The 20,899-nt window shown below is 62.7% G+C and carries 21 protein-coding genes; 15 read left to right on the forward strand and 6 right to left on the reverse strand.

What is annotated here, in order from left to right:
* The first annotated feature begins 139 nt into the window (after positions 1-139).
* The 3 genes from ZBI01S_RS02570 (at position 140) to ZBI01S_RS02580 (ending at position 4,979) form a co-directional block, all read left to right on the forward strand.
* The gene (locus ZBI01S_RS02570; protein WP_066055929.1) at positions 140-1,648 is read left to right on the forward strand and encodes a gamma-aminobutyraldehyde dehydrogenase; all 1,509 of its coding nucleotides are present in this window, start codon (positions 140-142) and stop codon (positions 1,646-1,648) included.
* 214 nt (positions 1,649-1,862) lie between these two features.
* The gene (locus ZBI01S_RS02575) at positions 1,863-2,360 is read left to right on the forward strand and encodes a GyrI-like domain-containing protein (protein WP_159421352.1); all 498 of its coding nucleotides are present in this window, start codon (positions 1,863-1,865) and stop codon (positions 2,358-2,360) included.
* 81 nt (positions 2,361-2,441) lie between these two features.
* Complete coding sequence (locus ZBI01S_RS02580; RefSeq protein WP_066055935.1) at positions 2,442-4,979, forward strand: DEAD/DEAH box helicase; 2,538 nt, start codon at positions 2,442-2,444, stop codon at positions 4,977-4,979.
* A 122-nt stretch (positions 4,980-5,101) separates the two neighbouring features.
* On the opposite strand, the gene ZBI01S_RS02585 is transcribed toward ZBI01S_RS02580, so the two are convergent.
* Together ZBI01S_RS02585 and ZBI01S_RS02590 are read right to left on the reverse strand one after the other, a co-directional pair.
* Positions 5,102-6,130, reverse strand: coding sequence for a TerC/Alx family metal homeostasis membrane protein (locus tag ZBI01S_RS02585; protein WP_066055938.1), 1,029 nt, complete (start codon positions 6,128-6,130; stop codon positions 5,102-5,104).
* A gap of 177 nt (positions 6,131-6,307) precedes the next feature.
* On the reverse strand, positions 6,308-6,871 hold the full coding sequence (locus ZBI01S_RS02590) for a histidine phosphatase family protein (RefSeq protein ID WP_066055941.1): 564 nt from the start codon (positions 6,869-6,871) through the stop codon (positions 6,308-6,310).
* Between the two features lie 97 nt (positions 6,872-6,968).
* On the opposite strand from ZBI01S_RS02590, the gene ftsY reads away from it, so the two are divergent.
* From ftsY to ffh, 3 genes are all read left to right on the forward strand, one after another.
* Complete coding sequence (gene ftsY, locus ZBI01S_RS02595) at positions 6,969-7,850, forward strand: signal recognition particle-docking protein FtsY (RefSeq protein ID WP_066055944.1); 882 nt, start codon at positions 6,969-6,971, stop codon at positions 7,848-7,850.
* An 83-nt stretch (positions 7,851-7,933) separates the two neighbouring features.
* The gene (locus ZBI01S_RS02600; protein ID WP_159421353.1) at positions 7,934-8,845 is read left to right on the forward strand and encodes a LysR family transcriptional regulator; all 912 of its coding nucleotides are present in this window, start codon (positions 7,934-7,936) and stop codon (positions 8,843-8,845) included.
* A gap of 93 nt (positions 8,846-8,938) precedes the next feature.
* On the forward strand, positions 8,939-10,543 hold the full coding sequence (gene ffh, locus ZBI01S_RS02605; RefSeq protein ID WP_066055949.1) for a signal recognition particle protein: 1,605 nt from the start codon (positions 8,939-8,941) through the stop codon (positions 10,541-10,543).
* A 137-nt stretch (positions 10,544-10,680) separates the two neighbouring features.
* Here ffh and trmD read toward each other — a convergent pair whose 3' ends face one another.
* From trmD to rpsP, 4 genes are read right to left on the reverse strand one after another with little or no spacing between them, the layout of a single operon-like run.
* Positions 10,681-11,388 (reverse strand): tRNA (guanosine(37)-N1)-methyltransferase TrmD, encoded by a 708-nt coding sequence (gene trmD / locus ZBI01S_RS02610; protein WP_066055951.1) that lies wholly within the window; start codon positions 11,386-11,388, stop codon positions 10,681-10,683.
* A gap of 2 nt (positions 11,389-11,390) precedes the next feature.
* Positions 11,391-12,125: a ribosome maturation factor RimM gene (rimM, locus tag ZBI01S_RS02615; RefSeq protein WP_083524464.1), complete on the reverse strand. Its 735-nt coding sequence runs from the start codon at positions 12,123-12,125 to the stop codon at positions 11,391-11,393.
* A 17-nt stretch (positions 12,126-12,142) separates the two neighbouring features.
* Positions 12,143-12,373, reverse strand: a complete 231-nt coding sequence (locus ZBI01S_RS02620; protein ID WP_066055954.1) for an RNA-binding protein — start codon at positions 12,371-12,373, stop codon at positions 12,143-12,145.
* A gap of 3 nt (positions 12,374-12,376) precedes the next feature.
* A complete protein-coding gene (gene rpsP, locus ZBI01S_RS02625; RefSeq protein WP_066055957.1) occupies positions 12,377-12,811 on the reverse strand; it encodes a 30S ribosomal protein S16 in 435 nt (144 codons plus the stop codon).
* 230 nt (positions 12,812-13,041) lie between these two features.
* Here rpsP and ZBI01S_RS02630 point away from each other — a divergent pair, with 230 nt between their 5' ends.
* From ZBI01S_RS02630 to dprA, 9 genes are all read left to right on the forward strand, one after another.
* Positions 13,042-14,133: a YbdK family carboxylate-amine ligase gene (locus ZBI01S_RS02630; RefSeq protein WP_159421354.1), complete on the forward strand. Its 1,092-nt coding sequence runs from the start codon at positions 13,042-13,044 to the stop codon at positions 14,131-14,133.
* The gene (locus ZBI01S_RS02635) at positions 14,130-14,747 is read left to right on the forward strand and encodes a hypothetical protein (RefSeq protein WP_159421355.1); all 618 of its coding nucleotides are present in this window, start codon (positions 14,130-14,132) and stop codon (positions 14,745-14,747) included. Before ZBI01S_RS02630 ends, ZBI01S_RS02635 begins: the two co-directional genes overlap by 4 nt.
* A gap of 172 nt (positions 14,748-14,919) precedes the next feature.
* Complete coding sequence (gene rplS, locus ZBI01S_RS02640; protein WP_066055966.1) at positions 14,920-15,267, forward strand: 50S ribosomal protein L19; 348 nt, start codon at positions 14,920-14,922, stop codon at positions 15,265-15,267.
* A 118-nt stretch (positions 15,268-15,385) separates the two neighbouring features.
* The gene (gene lepB, locus ZBI01S_RS02645) at positions 15,386-16,225 is read left to right on the forward strand and encodes a signal peptidase I (RefSeq protein ID WP_174519832.1); all 840 of its coding nucleotides are present in this window, start codon (positions 15,386-15,388) and stop codon (positions 16,223-16,225) included.
* Entirely contained in the window at positions 16,222-16,893 is a 672-nt protein-coding gene (gene rnhB, locus ZBI01S_RS02650; protein WP_066055970.1) for a ribonuclease HII, read from the forward strand. The genes lepB and rnhB overlap by 4 nt, the downstream gene beginning before the upstream one ends.
* Before the next feature lie 94 nt (positions 16,894-16,987).
* Positions 16,988-17,311 carry a DUF2469 family protein gene (locus tag ZBI01S_RS02655; RefSeq protein ID WP_066055972.1) on the forward strand — a complete coding sequence of 108 codons (324 nt, stop codon included), beginning with the start codon at positions 16,988-16,990 and terminating at the stop codon, positions 17,309-17,311.
* A gap of 159 nt (positions 17,312-17,470) precedes the next feature.
* On the forward strand, positions 17,471-17,830 hold the full coding sequence (locus ZBI01S_RS02660) for a YraN family protein (protein ID WP_066055974.1): 360 nt from the start codon (positions 17,471-17,473) through the stop codon (positions 17,828-17,830).
* Between the two features lie 2 nt (positions 17,831-17,832).
* Entirely contained in the window at positions 17,833-19,404 is a 1,572-nt protein-coding gene (locus ZBI01S_RS02665; protein WP_066055976.1) for a YifB family Mg chelatase-like AAA ATPase, read from the forward strand.
* 113 nt (positions 19,405-19,517) lie between these two features.
* Positions 19,518-20,891, forward strand: a complete 1,374-nt coding sequence (gene dprA / locus ZBI01S_RS02670; RefSeq protein WP_066055978.1) for a DNA-processing protein DprA — start codon at positions 19,518-19,520, stop codon at positions 20,889-20,891.
* Positions 20,892-20,899 lie beyond the last annotated feature (8 nt).

The following is a 20,899-nucleotide window of genomic DNA, read 5'->3' on the forward strand; positions in this document are numbered from 1 at the left end:
GCGGCGGATGCGGTCGACAGAACGGCATTCGCGCTCGCGCGGGTGCCCCGTCAGGCTGGTGAACACTGACAATTACTGACAAGACGCGCACGTGTGCCCGGGCGCTACGCTCAAAGGGCATATCGAAGGAGCATCGCAAATGACATCATCACCAACACCTGTCGCCGATTTGGCATGGAACCGCCCGCTCAACTTCATTGACGGCGAGTTCGTTGCTGGTGAAGGCACCCGTCGCGTTGAAGTACGCGACCCGGCACAGGACACGGTGGTGGTCGACCAGCCGGAGGCATCGGCCGAACAGGTCGACGCCGCGGTTCGTGCCGCCCGTCGCGCCTATGCGACCTGGTCGCGCATGACTCCCGGCGAACGCAGCGACCTCATGCACGCTTGGGCCCGTGACCTCACCGAGCACGCCGACGAACTCGCCCGCTGGGAATCCCGCCAGTGCGGTAAGCCGCTCAAGCTCACCACCCAGTTCGACGTGGCCGGTTCGATCGACAACGTCGTCTTCTACGCTGGCGCCGCCCGCAACTTCGAGGGCAAGTCGCAGGGTGAATACTCGCCCGACCACACGTCGTCGATTCGCCGCGAACCGATTGGCGTCGTCGGCTCTATCGCACCGTGGAACTATCCGCTGCAAATGGCGGCCTGGAAGATCCTGCCTGCCATCGCTGCGGGGAACACCATCGTGCTCAAGCCTGCCGAAATCACCCCGATCACCTCGCTGCTCTTCGCCGAATCCGCGCACCGCGCGGGGATTCCGGCCGGTGTCATCAACATCGTCACCGGTGGCGGCCGCAGCGTCGGAACCGCACTGACCGGCCACGACGAAGTCGACATGGTCTCGTTCACCGGCTCCACCGCCGTTGGCGAATCCATTGCCGCGAGCGTTCCCGGCAAGCGCACCCACCTCGAACTCGGCGGCAAGGCACCGTTCGTCGTATTCGACGATGCCGACATCGAAGCCGCCGCACAGGGCGCGGTAGCCGCATCCTGCATCAATACCGGTCAGGACTGCACCGCAGCGACGCGTGCCTATGTGCACGCCAGCAAGTTCGACGAGTTCGTCAACCGCACAGCCGAACTGCTCGACACCGTCGTGCTCGGCGACCCAGAAGACCCGGCCACCGACCTCGGACCGCTTTCGTCGCAGCGACACCAAGAAAAGGTTGGCGAAATGGTTGACCGCGCCCGCGAGGCCGGCGCCACCATCGTGCGTGGTGGCAGCCGCCCTGACCGCGACGGGTACTTCTACGCGCCAACGCTGATCACCGGCGCAGCGCAGGATTCCGAAATCGTGCAGGACGAGGTCTTCGGTCCGGTGCTCGTCGTACTGCCGTTCGAGACCGACGACGAAGCCATCGAACTCGCCAACGATACGCCCTACGGTCTGGCCGCATCCGCCTGGACCCGCGACGTCTACCGTGCCGGGCGCGCATCCCGCGAAATTGCTGCCGGATGCGTCTGGATCAACGACCACATCCCGATCATCTCTGAGATGCCACACGGCGGCTACAAGGCATCGGGCCACGGCAACGACATGTCGACCTACTCGCTTGAGGAGTACACCAACATCAAGCACGTGTCGGTGGACATCACTGGCAACGCCCGCAAGCACTGGCACCGCATCATCTTCAAGGGCGAGTAGCCACCTGAGTTAATGCCGGCGTGCATCCGGTTTCGTATTGGCGACCGGATGCGCGCCAGCAGTCGTTTCCGTCAGGATGCGGCAGTAGTTCTGTCCGCGCAGGTGATTCGGCCCAGGAAATTTGGCTCAGGAAATTTTGGGTGGGGAACTCGGCTAGGGCGGAGTTCTGGCTGTTAGCGTTTGCGACACCGCTTACGCCAGAAAGGTGGCAGTCATGCCCCAATGCACCCCAATCCTGATCGACCACGCGCCAGCGACGCATACCGCCGTAGTGCGCGCCACGCAGCTACCGGTAAGCGAACTTGGTCCGTTCATGGACGCCGCTTACCGGGCGCTCGGCGAAGCCATCGCGAGTGGTCGCATCCACCCAATCGGTGCCGCCGTATCGCGCTACGACAGCGAGTTCGGGGCGACCGTTGACCTCGAAGCGGGGTTCCCGATCGCCGAGCCCCTCACTGAGTCGGTCGTCATCAACGACATCGAGATCGTGCCCTCAGCGCTGCCCGCGGGCGAAACCGCAACCACAACGCTCACCGGTGGCTACGACCAATTGGCACCCGCTTGGGAACAGCTCATGGCCGGCGTGAATGAAGCCGGCCGCACCCCGGCGATGCCGTTCTGGGAGATCTACCAGACCAAGCCCATGCCCGGTATCGATCCCGACACCATGCAAACGCAGCTCGTCATCCTGCTGCAGCCGCAGGGGGAGTAGTCATCCACGGAGCCGCAGCCACATCGGTGCGGTGCCTCGCGACCCCGGGGTATCAAGCGTGCGCATGGGAGGATAGGCACGATGACTGCGTTCCTGCCTGACTGCATCCCGACCCTCGCCGACCCCGACGCGCCGTACGACGAAAATCAAGTCTTCGAAGCGTTTCTCGAATGGACGATGGGGCGGGGAATCGAGCTGTACCCGGCGCAAGAAGAAGCCGTGATGCACCTGGTCGACGGGGCCAATGTCATTTTGGCGACCCCGACCGGTAGCGGTAAATCGCTGGTGGCGATTGCTGCGCACGCGCTCGCGGTGGCCGCTGGCAAGCGCACGTACTACACGGCGCCGATCAAGGCGTTGGTGAGTGAGAAGTTCTTCGCGCTAGTCGAGGTGTTTGGTGCCGAACGCGTGGGCATGGTCACCGGCGATAGCTCGGTCAATCCCGATGCGCCGATCGTGTGCTGCACCGCCGAAATCCTGGCGAATCTCGCGCTGCGTGAGGGGCCGGATGCGGCGGTCGATCAGGTTGTCATGGACGAGTTCCACTACTACGGTGACCCGCAGCGCGGCTGGGCTTGGCAGGTGCCGCTGCTGCTCCTACCGCGCGCGCAGTTCTTGCTGATGAGCGCGACGCTCGGCGACACCACCAAGCTGCAAGAAGATCTCACGCGTCGCACGGGCCGTGCCACCGAACTCGTCGCCGGTGCCGAACGTCCGGTGCCGTTGAGCTTCCGCTATGTGCTGACTCCCGTTCATGAAACGGTTGAGACGCTGCTGGATGAGGGCGAAGCGCCGATCTACATCGTGCACTTTTCGCAGGCTGCCGCGGTCGAGCGCGCCCAGGCGCTCTCGAGCATCAAAGTGGCTACGCGCGAACAGCGCGACGAGATCGCCCGCACGATCGGTGAGTTCCGATTCACTACGACCTTCGGTAAGTCACTTTCGCGCTTGCTGCGCCAAGGGATCGGCGTGCACCACGCCGGTATGCTGCCGCGCTACCGACGCCTCGTCGAGGTGCTGGCGCAGCGCGGTCTGCTGCGCGTCATCTGCGGTACCGACACTCTTGGCGTGGGTATCAACGTGCCGATTCGCAGCGTGCTCATCACCGCACTGTCGAAGTTTGATGGGCAGCGGATGCGGCACCTTACGGCGCGTGAGTACCACCAGATCGCGGGGCGTGCAGGTCGTGCCGGGTACGACGTGCACGGCACGGTTGTCGTCGAAGCACCCGAGCACGTGATCGAATACGAGCATGCGATGAACAAGGCTGCCGGTGATCCGAAGAAGCAGCGCAAAGTGACGCGAAAGCAGCCACCGAAGGGCTTCGTGAACTGGACCGAGCAAACCTTTGAGCGGCTGAACTCGGCCGAACCCGAAACGCTTACGAGTCACATGCAAATCACCTCGGCGATGCTGCTGAACGTGGTCGCGCGCGGGGGAGACGTGTTCGAAAACGTCCGTCAGCTGTGCTTCGACAACCACGAATCGCGTTCGACGCAGCGAGCACTCGCCCTGCGCGCACTCGAGATCGGGCGCACGCTGATCGAAGCCGGTATCGTCGAAGTTGACCGCGAGCACACGCATCCGCACCCGACTAACCCCGCGTTGCCGGGACGACCGACGCTGCGACTTACCGTTGACTTGCAACCGAATTTTGCGCTCAACCAGCCGCTGTCACCGTTTGCGGTGGCAATGCTTGACGTGATCGACCGCGAAAACGCGCTTGATGTGGTGAGCGCAATTGAAGCGACGCTGGATGACCCGCGTCCGGTGCTACGCGGTCAAGAATTCAAGGCCAAGGGCGAAGCCGCAAACGCGATGAAGCTCGATGGGGTTGACTACGAAGACCGGATGGAACGGCTCGAAACCATCACTTATCCAAAGCCGCTTGCCGAGCTGCTCGAACAGTGCTTCGAGGATTACGCCCAGTCGAGCCCGTGGGTGCGAGACTTCGAGCTCGCCCCTAAAGCTGTCGTGCGCGACATGTACGAACGCGGGCTGAGCTTTAGCGAATACGTTGCGTTCTACGACCTTGCCCGCTCCGAAGGCGTGGTGCTGCGGTATCTTTCGGATGCGTATCGGGCACTTTCGCACACCGTTCCCGATGGGCAGCGTGGCGAAGAACTCGATGACCTCATCGCCTGGCTCGGCGAGCTGCTGCGGCAGGTCGACTCGAGCCTGGTGGACGAGTGGGAATCCCTGGTGGCCCCGCCGGCCGATGCCGAAGCCGAAGTCGTGCCGCCGGCACCGAGCAGTGTCGTCACCAACGAGCGTGCCTTCCGCGTACTCGTGCGCAACGAGCTCTGGCGCCGTGTGTATCTCGCGGCGCTCGAGCGCGACGATGACTTGCTCGCGCTCGACCCGAAAATCGACTGGCCCGACGTGCTCGACCGCTACTACGAGGAGTACGACGACATCGGCATCGATGGTGCGGCTCGTGCACCCAAGTACTGCGCGATTGATCAGGCGCGCGCCGCGAGCGGGTACTGGGATGTTGAGCAGACGATTGTTGACCCCGAGGGCGTACATGATTGGCGCATCCGCGCGACCGTCGACCTTGCCGCATCCGCCGAAGCTGGCGAAGCCGTGGTGGACGTGACCGAAGTCGTGCAGCTCTAGCTTCGGTTTCGATTTCACCCCGTCGGCAACGGAAACGCCAAAGTGGTGCAGATTTCGGCAGCTAGAGGTGTGTGCCACCTCGAGCCCCGTGCTACTGCACCACTTTGCCAATACGCCGGTTGTTAGGCCGTAACCTCGGCGTCGGTCGAGTCCGACTCGCCGTTTTCGACGGCTGCGTCGTCGCTGTTTCCGGATGAGTACACGATCGAGGCGACGGCCGCGATCGTGAGCACGCCGAAGATGAACAGCAATGAGAACCAGGTTGGGATCTCGGGAACCCACATCACCGGCTCACCGCCGTTGATAAACGGCAGCTCGTTGACGTGTAGGGCGTGGAAGACGAGCTTGACGCCGATGAACCCGAGCACGAATGCGAGTCCGAGGTCGAGGAACACCAGGCGCGAGAGCAGGCCGTCGAGCAGGAAGTACAGCTGGCGCAGGCCCAGCAGTGCGAGCGCGTTGGCCATGAACATCAGGTACGGCTCCTGCGTGACACCGAAGATGGCGGGGATGGAGTCGAGTGCGAAGAGCAGATCGGTAAACCCGAGCGCGACGGTCACGAGCACGAGCGGCGTGAACATCTTCTGGCCGTTCTCAACGATGGTCCACTTGTCGTCGTTGTAGTTTTCGGACGACGGAATGAACTTCTTGATGTGCGACACCCAGCCGGGCATCTCGGGGTCCTCGTCCTTGAACGAATCAACGAACTGGCGGATTGCCATGAGCAGCAGCCACGCCCCGAAGATGTAGAACACCCACGAGAGCTGTTCGAGCACCCACACGCCCGCGATGATGAAGATCGTGCGCATGATGAGCGCGATCGCGATGCCGAGCAGCAGTACCTTTTGCTGCGCGATCTTCGGCACCTTGAAGCTCGTCATGATGAGCAGGAAGACGAATAGGTTGTCGACCGACAGGGCTTTCTCGGTGGCATAACCGGTGATGAAGTCACCGGCATGGCCCCAGTCCCATTGCCAGGCGACAAGGCCCATAAAGGCGAAGGCCATGACGATGTAGAAGAGTGACCAGAAGCTGGCTTCCTTCATCGACGGCACATGCGCGTGCTTGACGTGTGAGTAGAAATCAAAGAAAAAGAAGCCAACGACAACCGCGACGCTGATGCCCCAAATCCACAGGTCAACATGACCCATACAGGTTCCTCCAGATGGTTCGCTTGAACGGCACTGAAGGTCTCTTCCACTGCGAGTTGCAGCCGATGTCCCCGGGATAGCGAGCGCTAATCCGTGATGACGAAAACACCGCGTGAGGAATACTCCCCTTCACTGAAGTTCCAAGAGTACACGCTGGTTGTCCATGCGTGTCGGGAGTTAGCGCGAAAGTGGGTAGCCGTTCGCGACGCGCACGACAAAGCCGCTCGGTGCATCCGCCGTCTCAAGCTCGGAATACCCAAGATTGCTAATGCGAGGCGCCTTTCGGCCGAGAATGTGTTGCAACACCAATCGCACGACGCTGCCGTGCGTAATCACCAGCACATGTTCGTCGGGATGCACGCGGGCAAGTTCGCGAAGCGCCGCGAGCACACGATCCACGACCGCGCTTTCTGGCTCGACCGTCGGATGATCCAGATCGGTCCGGGTTCCGTCGTCGCGGTAGACCGGCTCGCCCTCGAGCTCGCCGAAGCTGCGCTCGATGACCTCGGGAAGGATCCGCGGTGCATCCGCACCGATTGCCTTGGCAAAGAACGCCGCCGTGTCACGGGTGCGCTGCAGCGGCGAGCAGTACACGGCAGCCCACTCATCGGCGCGCACAAACGACGCGGCATCTTGAGCCTGGCTTACGCCCCGGGCGTTGAGCGGAATATCGGTGGTTCCCTGCAGACGTCCTGCGGCGTTCCAGTCGGTTTCGTCATGACGGATCAGACCAATTCGCATAGATTCCACCATATGCGCAACGGTTGACCGCCTCGGCGGGCCCGATGCCCGTCCTGCGGCCAGCCTTCACCGCGGCGGTATCGCTTACCCTGGAGGCATGGCAGAACGACGCTCTTGGTCACTCGGTAGCGCCCTCCGTGGCATGTTCACTCGGGAACGCATTGACGAGCAGACCTGGGAAGACCTCGAGGACGCGCTGATTACGGCCGACTTTGGTCCCGACATCACCGATGAGATCCTCGACCACCTGCGCTCGGAAGTCGCACGCCTGGGTACCGACGACCCGCGCGACCTCAAGCGCATGCTGCGTGAAACGATCGAAGATCGCCTCGCGAAGTTCGACCCCACGCTGAAGCTCTCGGCGCGTCCTGCCGTCACGCTCGTCGTGGGCGTTAACGGTGTTGGTAAAACCACCACGATCGGCAAGTTCGCGCGATTCCTGCGCAACTTCAATCGCACCGTCGTCGTTGGCGCGGCCGACACCTTCCGCGCCGCCGCGGTCGAACAGCTCGATACTTGGGCGATGCGCGCCGACGTACGGATCGTGCGCCCGCAGCACTTCGGGCAAGATCCCGCATCCGTTGCGTACCAAACGGTAGAAACCGCGATGCGCGACGGCATCGAGATGGTCGTGATCGACACCGCTGGCCGCTTGCAGACCAAGGCCGGGCTCATGGATGAGCTCACGAAGATTCACCGCGTTATCGAAAAGCTCACGCCGGTTGCTGAGGTACTGCTCGTGCTCGACGCCACCACCGGCCAGAACGGTGTGATGCAGGCTGAAGCGTTCATCGAACACGCCGGCGTTACTGGACTGGTTATTACCAAGCTCGACGGCTCGGCTAAGGGCGGATTTGTGCTCGCGGTGCAGGAGCGCACGGGCTTGCCGATCAAGCTCATCGGTACTGGGGAGGGCATCAATGACCTCACCGGTTTCACGCCGCACGTGTTTGCCGAGCAGTTGCTCGCCGACGCCTAGCAGCTGCGGGCTCGACGGGTCGCGTCGGCCGCATCGACACGGCGCGAGGCGTTGCGTAACGCACGCCCGCTATGTTCGGATGCATGCCAAAATTCGACCTGGAATCGCTCGCGCTATTCGTGCAGGTAGTCGACTCGGGCAGCATCAATGCCGCTGCGGCCGCGGTCGAGCGTTCGCAGCAGTCCGTATCGGTGCGGATGCGGAAACTCGAGGATGATCTCGGCGTCGGCTTGCTCTCGCGCGGTTCGCGCGGTTCGCAGCCGACCGAAGCCGGGCTGCTCGTGGCCGAATGGGCCGCAGAACTGTTGCAGTCGCAGGAGCTATTTGCCGACCGGCTCGCCACGCTTCGCTCGGAGCGAGAGCACGACCTGCGCGTTGCCGCCTCGCAGACGATCGCCGGATATCTGCTGCCGGCCTGGCTGGGGGAGTTGCGGCGCACCCGAGGTGCCCAAACGCATCCGTTTGTGCACGCGGTGAACTCACACGACGTGATCGAGGAAGTTCGGCAGGGCGAGGTCGCGCTCGGATTCATTGAGTCGTTCGACACCACCGCCGGGCTCGGGCACCAAGTCATCGGACATGACGAACTCGTTGTCGTCGTGTCACCCGACCACCCTTGGGCCAAGCGCGAGCACATCGACATCGCCGAGCTTGCAGCCACCCCGCTCGTGGTGCGCGAAGAAGGATCCGGCACCCGACAGGTACTGGAATCGCTGCTTGCCCAGACGCATCCTGAACTCGAACTTGCCCCACCCGCAGCCGAGTTCTCGGCAGTCATGTCGGTTCGTAACGCGGTAGCGGCAGGGATGGGGCCGTCGGTGATGAGCCTGGTCACAGTTGGTGACGACTTGGCGGCGGGCCGGTTGCGGCAGGTGCCGGTGGCCGGGATGCAGTTCCGTCGTCCGTTTACGGCGATCTGGCGCGAAGATCAGCCGCTGCCAGCAGGCGCGGCCGCACTCGTGGCGTTCGCGGCAGAGGCTGGCGCCAAGGCCTAACACCGCAGCGCGCGTCGCGCACGGCGGCTTGAAGCCGGATGCATTTCGCTCGCGCCTGCGCGTACGCGTAATGCCCGGTAGAATGGCCGGACTATGGCCTTGTTCGGTAACCTCTCAGATCGCCTCGTCGACGCCCTCGGCAACCTTCGTTCCAAGGGAAAGCTCACTGCGGCAGACATTGACAGCACTGTCCGCGAGATCCGTCGCGCGCTCCTCGAAGCCGACGTTGCGCTGCCCGTCGTAAAGGCATTCGTTGCGCACGTGCGCGAACGCGCACTCGGTGACGAAGTCAATCGCGCCCTCAACCCGGCGCAGCAGGTCGTTCAGATCGTGAACGACGAGCTCATCCGCATCCTCGGTGGTGACCAGGACCGCAAGCTGCAGTTTGCCAAGCGTCCGCCGACGGTCATCATGCTCGTTGGTTTGCAGGGTGCCGGTAAGACCACGCTCGCTGGAAAGCTCGCAAAGTGGCTGGCGAACGAGCAACACACGCCGATGCTTGTGGCTGCCGACTTGCAGCGCCCGAACGCGGTAACCCAGCTGCAGATTGTTGGTGACCAGGCAGGCGTGCCGGTATTTGCGCCCGAGCCCGGAAACGGTGTCGGCGACCCGGTTCGCGTCGCCCGCGAATCGATGCGCATCGCCGAAGCCAAGCACCACGACGTTGTCATTATTGACACGGCTGGTCGACTCGGTGTTGACGAAGAACTCATGGGTCAGGCCCGTCGCATTAAAGAGGCGACGAACCCGGATGAAGTGCTCTTCGTTATCGACGCAATGATCGGTCAGGATGCGGTTGCGACCGCGCGCGCCTTCCAAGAGGGTGTCGACTTCACCGGTGTCGTACTGACCAAGCTCGACGGTGACGCTCGCGGTGGTGCCGCCCTTTCGGTGGCGCAGACCACCGAGCGCCCGATCATGTTTGCGTCGGTTGGTGAGCGACTCGAAGACTTCGAACCGTTCCACCCAGACCGTATGGCAGGCCGCATCCTGAACATGGGTGACGTCCTGTCGCTCATCGAAGAAGCCCAGCGTGCCTTTGACGAAGAAGAAGCGCGCAAGTCGGCCGAGAAACTGGCTCGTAACGAGTACACGCTTGAAGACTTCCTCAAGCAGATGCAGCAGATCCGCAAGGCAGGCAACTTCAAGAAGATGCTCAGCCTGTTGCCGAACGTGCCGAAGGAACTCAAGAGCGAGATCGACAACTTTGACGACTCGGCGCTTATCCGCATCGAAGCGATCATTCAGTCGATGACGCCGCAAGAGCGCAACAACCCGAAGATTCTGAACGGTTCGCGTCGTTCACGTATTGCTCGCGGTTCGGGTACCGAAGTACGCGACGTGAACGACCTCGTCAAGCGTTTCGAAATGATGGCGAAGATGATGCGCTCGGCTGCCCGCGGTGAAAACCCGGGTATGCCCGGTATGCCGGGCATGGGCGGTCTAGCCGGCCCAGGTCGCGGACGCGGTGCCGCGAAGAAGGCTGCCGGCAAGAAGAAGGGCAAGAAGTTCTCGGGTAACCCCGCGAAGCGTCTCGACCAGGCCCAGCCACAGCAGCAGGCGGCGCGAGGTGGCGCAGCCTTTGGCGGCGGCGCATTCGGTGCCGGAACCGGCGGTCTCGGTGCCTTCGGTGGCGGTGGCGACGGTGCACCATCGGCCGAAGAGCTCGAGAAGCTGCAGAAGTTCCTGCGCAAGTAGGCGCAACCCGAAACGGGGCCCGGCTCAGTGAGTCGCGGCCCCGTTGTTATCTGGCTTGCCGCGCTGCACGGTGGCAGGTTGTGGTGCCTTGGCACGCTTGGCAGATTGTGTTCGGTGACTACGAACGGATGCGGTTGCTACTGCTCGTTCGCCCATGCTGCGTAGAGGTCGGGGCGCACTCGCTGGGTGCGCTCGACCTGCTGCTCGTGTCGCCACGCAGCAATGTTGGCGTGGTGACCGCTGAGCAAGATGCTTGGCACTTCACGATCGCGCCAAACGGCAGGCTTCGTGTAGCTCGGGTACTCGAGCAGTCCCTGTTCGTGCGATTCCTCGACGAGTGATTCAGGGTTGCCGACGACCCCCGGGATGAGTCGCCCGAAGGCTTCGATCATCGCCATGACGGCGACTTCACCGCCGTTTAGGACGTAATCGCCGAGCGAAACGAGCTGGACGCGGGCGCGGGATGCGGCGTATTCGAATACGCGCTGGTCGATGCCCTCGTACCGGCCGCATCCGAAAATAATGTGCGATTCACGCGAAAGTTCGTGCGCGTATGGCTGGGTAAATGTGGTGCCGGCAGGGGAGGGAAAAACCACGAGCGGTGAGTCCACCGGCGATGCCTCAAAGATCGCGTCGAGGGTTTCGCCCCAGGGCTCGGGTTTCATGACCATGCCGGCGCCGCCGCCGTACGGTGTGTCATCAACGGCGCGGTGTCGATCGTGCGTGGCATCACGCAGATCGTGAACGTGCAGGTCAATGATTCCCTGGGCGCGAGCCTTGCCGAGCAGTGAGAGGTCGAGGATGTCGAAGAACTGCGGGAAGATCGTGACGATGTCGATGCGCACGACTAGCTCGCGGTCTCGGAGTCGCCGTTAGCGTCCGCGTTCGATTCGGGCTCAGCAGTTGCTGCTGAAGTCTCGGGGCTGGCTGACGCTGCCGCAGGCTCGCTGTCGGCAGGCTCGCTTGCAGTTGCATCGGTGGATGCAGCAGCGGCGCGTTCCGCAGGCGTCTGCTGTCCCGCTGGGCGCGCTTCGATGGCCTGGTCATCAAACAAGCCACCGGGCGGGGTAATCGTGACGATGCCAGCTTCGAGGTCGACCGCGGGCACGATCTCCTTCACAAACGGCACCATGACGTCGCCATTGCCGGTGGCAATGACCAGCAGGTCTTGGGCAGGAAAGTGCTCGACCCGCGCGATCTTGCCGACGACCTTGCCGTCGACGACCGCATCCAATTCAACGAGTTGGTGGTCGTACCAGGTGTCTGGATCGAGTTCTTCGGCGTCGTCTTGGTCGACCCAGAGGATCGCCTTGATAAGCGTTTCGGCGGTGGTGCGATCGGTCACACCCTCGAAAAAGCCGACGGGAGCGTCGTTGAACCAGCGCAGTTCGCGCAGGACAAGCTTCTGGTTGCGCCACGGCGACGTTGCCGGGACCTGCAATGAGAATGACGCACCGGGGATGAACCGGCGATCGGGCTCATCGGTGTAGAGCTCGAGTTTGATCGCGCCCTTGAGTCCGTGCGCCTTAACGAGGCGACCGACGCGCAATTGGGTGATGCCGCTGCGCTTCTTGCTGGCCAAGCTGCCCACCCGAAAATCTAGTCGGTAGCCACGTCCACGCGGACGCGGCGACCTTGTGCGAGAGCCGAAATTACAGTGCGCAGTGCTTCAGCAGTGCGACCGCTACGGCCGATGACACGGCCTCGGTCCTCCGGGTGCACGCGCACCCGGAGGACGTCGCCGCGAGGAGTGGTTTCCGCGTCGACGCGAACGTCGTCGGGATGATCAACAATCCCGCAGACGAGGTGTTCAAGCGCAGACGCGAGCATGACCTACTCCTGAGTTTCTTCAGCTGCTGGCGCTGCTTCTTCGGTTGCAGCTTCTTCAGCAGGTGCTTCGGTTTCTTCAGCCTTCTTCTCAGCCTTTGGCTTGAGAACTGGCTTCTTGTTCGAGTCAGCCTGGAAAACTTCCTTTTCTGGCTGTGGCTTAACCTGCGACTCGGTTGGGCCTTCGCCCTTGAACTTGCCCCAGTCACCGGTGAGCTTGAGCAGCGCGGTAACCGCTTCGGTTGGCTGTGCGCCTACCGAGAGCCAGTACTGGGCGCGCTCCGACTCGATCTCGATGATCGAAGGTTCGCGAGTTGGGTCGTAGGTGCCGATCTCTTCGATGACGCGGCCGTTGCGCTTTGAACGCTCGTCAGCAACGACAACACGGTAGAAGGGTGCGCGGGTCTTGCCCAGGCGCTTGAGGCGGATCTTTACAGACACAGGTCTCCTGCTTGTTTGCTAAAAAATGGTGAACACTCTTGGCTCAGCCAATTGCGTGGGGCGCGCTCGACCGGAGCTCAGGATGCGCTGCGCGCTGCGAAGAGAGGGTCGCGGCACAGACTCAGCTATCTATTCTTACAGATTTTCGTACGCAGCGGGAGTGGGATGCGGAAAACGGACGAATCGCAAAAATGGCTGTCGTTCAAGAACGTATCGGTACCATTGCCCGCATGGAATTCCACGCCGCCGAGCGAGTTTCACTGTCCCTTGAATGGGATGTGGCACTCATTGACCCCAATACTGGTGAGTTAACGGGCAGAGCGGGCGAAATCTTGGATGCGCTGGATGAGCCGCGATGTCGCCCCGGCTTCATGACCAACACCATCTGCATGGTCACCGAAACGCACCGAAATGTGCCCGGTGCCATTGCCGACCTTCGTTCGCTGTGCACCAAGGTCGTTAGTGCCGCCGAGGAAGCCGGAATCGGTGTTGTGGGGCTCGGCACGCATCCGTTTTCCGACTGGCATGTGCAGACCATCACGCCAGATGGCCACGGGATTCAGCTCGTGGAGCGAGCCAAGGAATGGTCACGTCAATTAGCCGTCTGGGGACTGCGCGTGCACATTGCCGTGGGGGACCAGCAAGCAATTCCCGCAGCCACCCGCGGCGTACTCAACAGCTACCACTGGCTGCTCGCGCCCACCGCATCCAGCCCATATTGGATGGGGCAGAACACCGGGTTCGTGTCCCATCGTTCGATGCTGATGCGCCAGGTGCCTGGGGCGGGCCTACCAACGGTGTTCGATACCTGGGCCGAAACCGTGCAAGCCGTTGAGGGCATGTGCCGGGCGGGTGTGATTGCGAACTGGCGTGATCTCGATTGGACCATTCGCCCCGAGCCGGCTCGTGGTGGTATCGGTCTGAACATCGCCGATAGCCAACCCTCCCTCTTCAACGTTGGCGCCCATGCCGCGCTCGTACAGTGCGTGGTCGAAGAGGCCCTCCGTGCGCATGAACGTGGTGAATCGACCGACAACCTGCCGATTTGGGCAGTTCGCGAGAACAAGTTCCGTGCCGCACGCTTCGGTTTCGATACGCAGGTCGTGACGGATGCGGCGGGTAATCAGACGCCGGCGCGTGAGGGTTTCGCGCGGCGTATCGACGAACTGCAGCACATTGCTCGAGACCTCGGCTGCGAGGGCGAGCTCGTGAGCTGCCTGATTCTGCTCGACAGCACCCCGGCAGAGCGTCAGCGTGCGATGCTTCGCGGCGGAAACCGAAACGGTGTCATCGAGTCACTGCGATCGGAGCTATTGCGATGATGTCCCAAACGCGTGCGTACTTCCCAACCGGAATCGCGAATGCCGTAGTCATGGCATTCGGATTCGTGCCGTTTGCGGTGAGTATCTGGGCCGGAATCGCCTGGATGATTTGGCGACAGAGCATCACCGGCTTCCTCTCACTCTTTGTCGTCGTACCGCTGCTGTTTATTCAGTTGGCGCTCTTTGGATTCATGCTCTGGCTGCGTCCGAGCATTCGCACTTCGCGCAAATTGCCGCTCGCTGAGGGCGGTTGGTACCTCGGTGCCGTCGCTTGCTGGCTTGCCGGCGTCACCGTGCCAGGGTTTGTCGGCGGCATGCTGCAGCTGCTCGCGATCGTCGTCTCCGGCGCGGGCATTTGGTGGACCGGTCGGCGATCGCACCAAGAGAACATTGACAATATGGCGGCCCGTGCCGAACGGATGCGGGAGCACCTGGGCACACCTCCGGGTGCCGCGCCCAAGGTCGAAGTCATCACGATCGAAGAGCAGTGGGTCGCGCGTGAAGGTGCGAGTGATCGGCAGCAAGAAGCCATCGACGCGGAAATCATCGAAGAGCGCGACGACGATAACGATGATGGTCCGGAATGGGTCGCAACCCCGCGCGGAGAGCGCTAAACCACCCCGAAACCGCGACGGAATTCGGCACTTGCTCGCGCATCCGTAATTCGAGTAAACTGGACGCTTGTGCCGCGGCATGACTCTGCCACAGGGGACACTCTGCCGCCGGATTACACCACTTCATTTTCTATGCAATCGACCTGTGGCGGTGCAGAGGGTGATGCATTTCATGGCAAATCTCATTGACCAGATCGACGCACAGTCGTTCAAGGACGTTCCCGAATTCCGTGCCGGTGACACCGTTAAGGTCCACGTAAACATCGTTGAAGGTAACCGTTCGCGTATCCAGGTATTCCAGGGCATCGTCCTTGGTCGCCAGGGCGACGGCGTTCGTGAAACCTTCACGGTTCGCAAGATCAGCTTCCAGGTTGGCGTTGAGCGTACCTTCCCGGTTCACTCGCCAATCATCGACAAGATCGAGGTCGTCTCGCGCGGTGTCGTGCGTCGCGCCAAGCTGTACTACCTGCGTGACCGTCGCGGCAAGGCTGCCAAGATTCGTGAGCGTCGCGAAAGCTAAATCGCTAGACAACGTACCAACTCGGTAACGTTGCACGTTCAGCCCCTGCCACCTGGTGGGGGCTGAATGTGTTTCCGCTTAGAATTTCGAGAAGTTGCTGAACCCCCAAGGAGACCGAGTGCCAGACGCCGACTACGAACTGCCAACACTGGCACCGTCGGACAGCGCCGAAGACGGCGACATACTCATCCACGAGGTGTTCCGGCACGCGCACGGCCCGCGCCACCATCTTCGCGAGGACATTGCGATCGATCGCGAGGGCAACATCGTTCGTCGTGGCGGTTTCGGCATGTTTCTGCGCGATGCGGTCATCATCATTGCGATCGCGCTGCTCGCGTCTTTCCTTATCAAGACGTTCCTGCTGCGTCCGTTCTTCATCCCTTCGGCATCAATGAACGCCACGCTCGTCGAAGAAGACCGGGTGCTCGTTAATCAGCTCGTGCCCAACATCGTGCCGCTCAACCGCGGCGACGTCATTGTCTTCGAGGACCCGGGTGGATGGCTGCCCGCAGTGAAGCCACCAGAGAAAGAACCGGTACCGGCGCTGGTCGACGGTTTCTTCAAGGGCATCGGCTTGGTTCCGGAAGACGCCCACAACCACCTCGTGAAGCGCGTCATCGGGCTTCCCGGCGACCACGTCACCTGCTGCAACGCGTATGGCCAGATGGAGATCAACGACGTTGCCATTCGCGAGCCGTACATCATTTCTGACGACCAGAACCGTGCATCCGGACAAGCCTTTGACGTAACGGTGCCCGACAATGCCGTCTGGGTGATGGGCGACAACCGCTTCAACTCGCAAGACTCGCGAGCGCACCAAGACCTGCCCACCAAGGGATTTGTGCCGTACGACAACATCGTCGGCCGCGCGTTCATGATCAACTGGCCACTCGACCGGTTCGGGTTCTTGGGTAATTACCCCGAAGTGTTCGCAGCGGTACCCAACCGTCGCCCATGACGCCGGTTGACCCCACGCTCGATATCGAGCGGGCACAGTTGCGCGCTGCGCCAGTAGTAATTGGTATGGATGAAGTGGGCCGCGGTGCGCTCGCCGGTCCCGTCGTCGTTGGTGTTAGTGCCGTTCGCGCCGAGGAGATCGAAATCGGGTTCCCCGAAGGATTGCGCGACTCCAAACTGCTGACCGAGCGCCGTCGCGAAGCACTCGCGCCGCTTGCCGATGCCTGGGTGTGGGCGTCAGCCACGGGCTGGGCCTCGGCAGACGAGATCGACCAGTTCGGGATTGGCCCGAGTCTTGCTGCGGCGGGCGTGCGCGCATTGGCTTCGCTGTGGGAACAGGGCGTACCGGTGGATGCGGCCACGATCGTGCTCGACGGCACGCACGATTGGCTCACCCCGGGTTGCTCCGCGCCGCTGCATGTCGTAACGCAGCCCAAGGCCGACCGTGATTGTGCTTCGGTTGCGGCCGCGAGCGTGATTGCCAAAGTTGCGCGAGACCGGCACATGGTCGAACTGGTGGAGACGCATCCGAAATGGGCGCCCTACGGCTGGGAACGCAATAAGGGGTACGGCTCAGCACAGCACCGCGAAGCCATTGCCGAACTCGGTGCCTGCCCGGAACACCGCGCGAGCTGGCTCCACAAGATCCTGGCGGGTGCGTCACGCTAGCTCACCCTCGGAACCGAGGCGCCGAACGGGATGCGCGGGCGTCGCGAAACTCGATAGTGGCTCGGTTCGCTGAGCCGGGCTAGACTGGACGGTCATGAACGACGAGGCTTTCGACGAATACGAGCGTGGCGTAGAACTGGCGCTGTTCCGGGAATACCGGGACGTAGCAAAGCAGTTCAAGTACGTCGTTGAAACCGAACGCCGGTTCTACCTGGCGAACGAAGTAACGCTTGAGCGTCGCGACGCGGCCAACGACTTCTACTTTGAACTCACCATGCGTGACGTGTGGGTGTGGGACATCTACCGTTCGGACCGCTTCGTTAAGCAGGTGCGCGTGCTCACGTTCAAGGACGTCAACGTTGAAGAACTCAACGCGCACGACTTCGAACTTCCCAAAGAACTTTCGCTCGACGACTAGGCCGTAACCGCCCAACTGTCGATTGGCGCCTGTGGATAGTGCAGCTATCCACAGGCGCCTTTTCGTTTCCCAATTCGGTCCACAAATTGGTCAAAGTAAGGGACCAATTGCGGGTCGTTTGATCCCGCACGGTCGGGTGAAGGGAATCCGGGAGTACTAATGGCGAACAACATTTCGGTCGGGCAAGCCGGCGAGGCAACTGCGTGCGAGTACCTGCGACATCGAGGATTCCGCATCCTCGATACCAATTGGCACTGTCGCTACGGCGAAGTCGATATCGTGGCGCAACACGGTAGCGACATCGTGTTTGTCGAAGTGAAAACACGGCGCATGCTCGATACCGGTCACCCGCTCGAGGCACTCAACCCACACAAGCTGCGGCGGATGCGGCAGGTCGCGTTTGAATGGCGCCAGGCACACCCGCAAGTGGCCGGCACAACACGAATCGACGCCATCGGCATTTACGCGCCGATCGGTCGTGAGCCCCGCATCCAGCACGTCGACAACCTGCTGATCTAACCGTGGCCAACGCACGAAGCTGGGGGATCGCCCTCTCGGGATTGCGCGGCGATGCGGTGCAGGTCGATGTGCAGTTGGCGGCCGGGCTGCCAAAGTTGTTGATCATTGGCTTGCCAGATGCGGCACTCGGCGAATCCGAACATCGCTTGCGCGCAGCAATGCACTCGTCTGGACATCCGTTACCGGCCAAGCGATTGACCGTGAGTCTGTCGCCGGCAGAATTGCGTAAACACGGCGCCGGGTTCGATCTGGCAATTGCGGCAGCGGTGCTCGCTGCGGCGGGCATCATCGATCCGGCAGGGCCCGCCCGAAACGCCCACCTAGGTGAGCTCGCGCTAACGGGGGCCGTGCGCAGCGTGAGCGGTGTGCTGCCGGCGGTCCACGCCGCCAAGACCCTCGGGTTCTCGCAGATTTTGGTGCCCGCTGCGGCCGAGCACGAAGCAAGCCTCGTGGACGGTATCAACGTGGTGCCCATCGCGTCGCTTGCTGACCTGGCCGAACACTATGGCGCAGCTCCAGGCAAGCTCACGACGCCCGACGATGTTTCGACATCGTTTGTGATCGATGCGGATGCGGGTGCTCAGCCGGATGCGGTTGGTTCAGACCGCGCGCAGGACCTCGCCGATGTGGTCGGCAACGAAGCGGCCGTGCGCGCGCTCGTCGTAGCTGCCGCCGGTGGTCACCACCTCTCGATGATTGGGCCACCCGGGAGCGGGAAGACGATGCTCGCGGAACGGTTGCCGGGCATCCTGCCCGATCTGACCGCGGACGCTGCCATCGAAGTTGCCGCGTTGCGATCGTTGAAGTCGATGTCGGTGGGCACCACATTGTCGCGGCGCCCACCATTACAGGCACCGCACCACTCCGCGTCAGCAGTCGCTTTGATCGGCGGCGGCAGCGGGATGATTCAACCGGGTGCGCTCTCGTTGGCAGCACACGGTGTGCTTTTTCTCGATGAAGCGCCAGAGTTCTCGAGGCGAGTGCTCGACAGTCTGCGTCAGCCCCTCGAATCCGGAACCGTCACCATCCACCGCGCTCGCGGAAGCGTGACCTATCCGGCGAACGCGCAGCTTGTTATCGCCGCGAACCCCTGCCCGTGCGGTAACGCGGGCGCGGCGGGCTTGGAATGCCGGTGCACCCCGCATCAACAGCGCGGCTATCTGAGTCGGCTCTCGGGCCCGCTCATGGACCGCATCGACCTGCAATTACGAGTCGAACGGGCCACGGTCGCGCAGGCGCGGATGGCCGCAGCCGGTGCACGCGGTGAAACCACGACAGCGGCCGCTCGTGAGCAAGTTCAGGATGCACGTGCTCGCGCGTTGGAACGTCTGCGCAGTTTCGGGATGCACCGCAATTCGGATGTTCCGGGGCACCTCCTGCGGCGACCCGAGCTCCGGCCAGCGGCGGATGCGAGTGCGCCACTCGACGCGGCACTACAACGCGGTCAGATTTCCATGCGCGGATACGTGCGCGCCGCCCGCGTGGCGTGGACGCTTGCCGACCTTGATGCAGCGGATCGTCCCGAACGGAACCACATCACCGAAGCCCTGTTCTACCGCGCTCGCGAGTGCTGATCCGGCCAGCGATTGTCGGCGTTTGCTCACCACACGCGTTCGCCGCGCAATCCACCAATTTGCACTTGCCCCACATCATCCGCACCGACCATCACACCTGAAGCGAGGAATCCATGTCGGCAATCACCCAATTCCTTGACGCGCCAGAGTCTCACCGCATGATGCAGCGGTTGCGTCCCGCGAGCACACCCGAACAACTTCGGCAGGCACTGATCTGGGCCTGCTGGACGACACTGGTCGAACCTGGCGACGGTGACGCCGGTGCGCTGATTGCTGCGCTCGGCGCCGAAGCCGCGTTGCAGTTTGCCGAGTCGGCCAACCCGCAGACTGCCCACGAAGAACTCACTGAACGCGCCGCATCCGCGAGCAAACAATCTTCGCTCCCACACGAGCCACGAGACTGGCAGGCTGCGCTGTCGCGGTGGCGACCACGGCTGGACGCAGTGCGTATTCGGGCGTTGTTGCACGGAGCGTATTCGGTCGGTGCGCGGTTCACCTTTCGCGACGACCTCGGGTGGCCCGCAGCCATTGATGACCTCGGCATTCATGCGCCGCTGGGGCTGTGGGTGCGCGGCGACCTTGGGGTAGTGGGAACAGCTCCGATCAACGTCGCGCTCGTGGGTTCACGCGCGAGTTCGGCCTATGGCGACAGCGTGGCCGGCGAGCTCGCCGCGGCGGCAAGCGACGCCGGCATTGCCGTGGTTTCGGGTGGTGCTTATGGCATTGACGCGCAGGCCCACCGAGTTACGTTAGCGAGCAACGGCGTCACGATTGCGGTACTCGCCGGCGGTGTCGATCGGCTGTATCCGGCGGGTAATCGTGACCTGCTCGAGCGGATCATCGCCTCGGGCGCCGTCATTAGCGAACTGCCCTGTGGCACTGCGCCGACCCGGTGGCGATTCTTGCAGCGCAATCGGCTCATTGCCGCGCTCACGCAGGCGACCGTGCTTGTCGAAGCGGGTGCGCGCTCGGGCGCCATGAACACCGCGAATCATGCGTTGACGCTGGGACGAGCCGTTGGCGCAGTGCCCGGACCAATCACCAGCAGCACCTCGGTGGGCTGCCACCGGCTGCTGCGCGAACACCAGGCCGAGCTCATCAGCGGACCCAGCGACTTGCTTGCACTTTGCGCCGATGCGGCCGCTCCGACGCTGTTCGGCACCAACCCACTCGCCGATGTGGTTGCGGCAGCGTCGACGCAACCGGCTGCGGTAACGAATGAGCGGGGTTCCGTATCCGGTCGGCATTCGGCTGGCGCGACTGGCCGCGGTGCACGGAACGGCACTGGCGCACTGATTGACTCCGGCGCACTGGATACGCGCCTTGTGCGCACACTGGATGCGTTGACGTTGCGTAGTGGGCGCACGTTGAACGACCTCGTTACCCGCAGTGGGCTTTCTGCCGCGGATCTTCGCGCCGGATTGGCCGAACTTGAGTTGCTCGGGCACGCTACACAGCAGGCGGGGAAGTGGCGGCGCTGCGCCTAACATGAGCG

Source organism: [Zimmermannella] bifida NBRC 103089 (assembly GCF_001570925.1).
Classification (GTDB): domain Bacteria; phylum Actinomycetota; class Actinomycetes; order Actinomycetales; family Microbacteriaceae; genus Gulosibacter; species Gulosibacter bifidus.

Coding starts and splice junctions, on each gene's coding strand:
- ZBI01S_RS02570 (WP_066055929.1), top strand. CDS start 140: ATGACATCATCACCAACACCTGTCGCCGATTTGGCATGGAACCGCCCG.
- ZBI01S_RS02575 (WP_159421352.1), top strand. CDS start 1,863: ATGCCCCAATGCACCCCAATCCTGATCGACCACGCGCCAGCGACGCAT.
- ZBI01S_RS02580 (WP_066055935.1), top strand. CDS start 2,442: ATGACTGCGTTCCTGCCTGACTGCATCCCGACCCTCGCCGACCCCGAC.
- ZBI01S_RS02585 (WP_066055938.1), bottom strand. CDS start 6,130: ATGGGTCATGTTGACCTGTGGATTTGGGGCATCAGCGTCGCGGTTGTC.
- ZBI01S_RS02590 (WP_066055941.1), bottom strand. CDS start 6,871: ATGCGAATTGGTCTGATCCGTCATGACGAAACCGACTGGAACGCCGCA.
- ftsY (WP_066055944.1), top strand. CDS start 6,969: ATGGCAGAACGACGCTCTTGGTCACTCGGTAGCGCCCTCCGTGGCATG.
- ZBI01S_RS02600 (WP_159421353.1), top strand. CDS start 7,934: ATGCCAAAATTCGACCTGGAATCGCTCGCGCTATTCGTGCAGGTAGTC.
- ffh (WP_066055949.1), top strand. CDS start 8,939: ATGGCCTTGTTCGGTAACCTCTCAGATCGCCTCGTCGACGCCCTCGGC.
- ZBI01S_RS02620 (WP_066055954.1), bottom strand. CDS start 12,373: ATGCTCGCGTCTGCGCTTGAACACCTCGTCTGCGGGATTGTTGATCAT.
- ZBI01S_RS02630 (WP_159421354.1), top strand. CDS start 13,042: ATGGAATTCCACGCCGCCGAGCGAGTTTCACTGTCCCTTGAATGGGAT.
- ZBI01S_RS02635 (WP_159421355.1), top strand. CDS start 14,130: ATGATGTCCCAAACGCGTGCGTACTTCCCAACCGGAATCGCGAATGCC.
- rplS (WP_066055966.1), top strand. CDS start 14,920: ATGGCAAATCTCATTGACCAGATCGACGCACAGTCGTTCAAGGACGTT.
- rnhB (WP_066055970.1), top strand. CDS start 16,222: ATGACGCCGGTTGACCCCACGCTCGATATCGAGCGGGCACAGTTGCGC.
- ZBI01S_RS02655 (WP_066055972.1), top strand. CDS start 16,988: ATGAACGACGAGGCTTTCGACGAATACGAGCGTGGCGTAGAACTGGCG.
- ZBI01S_RS02660 (WP_066055974.1), top strand. CDS start 17,471: ATGGCGAACAACATTTCGGTCGGGCAAGCCGGCGAGGCAACTGCGTGC.
- dprA (WP_066055978.1), top strand. CDS start 19,518: ATGTCGGCAATCACCCAATTCCTTGACGCGCCAGAGTCTCACCGCATG.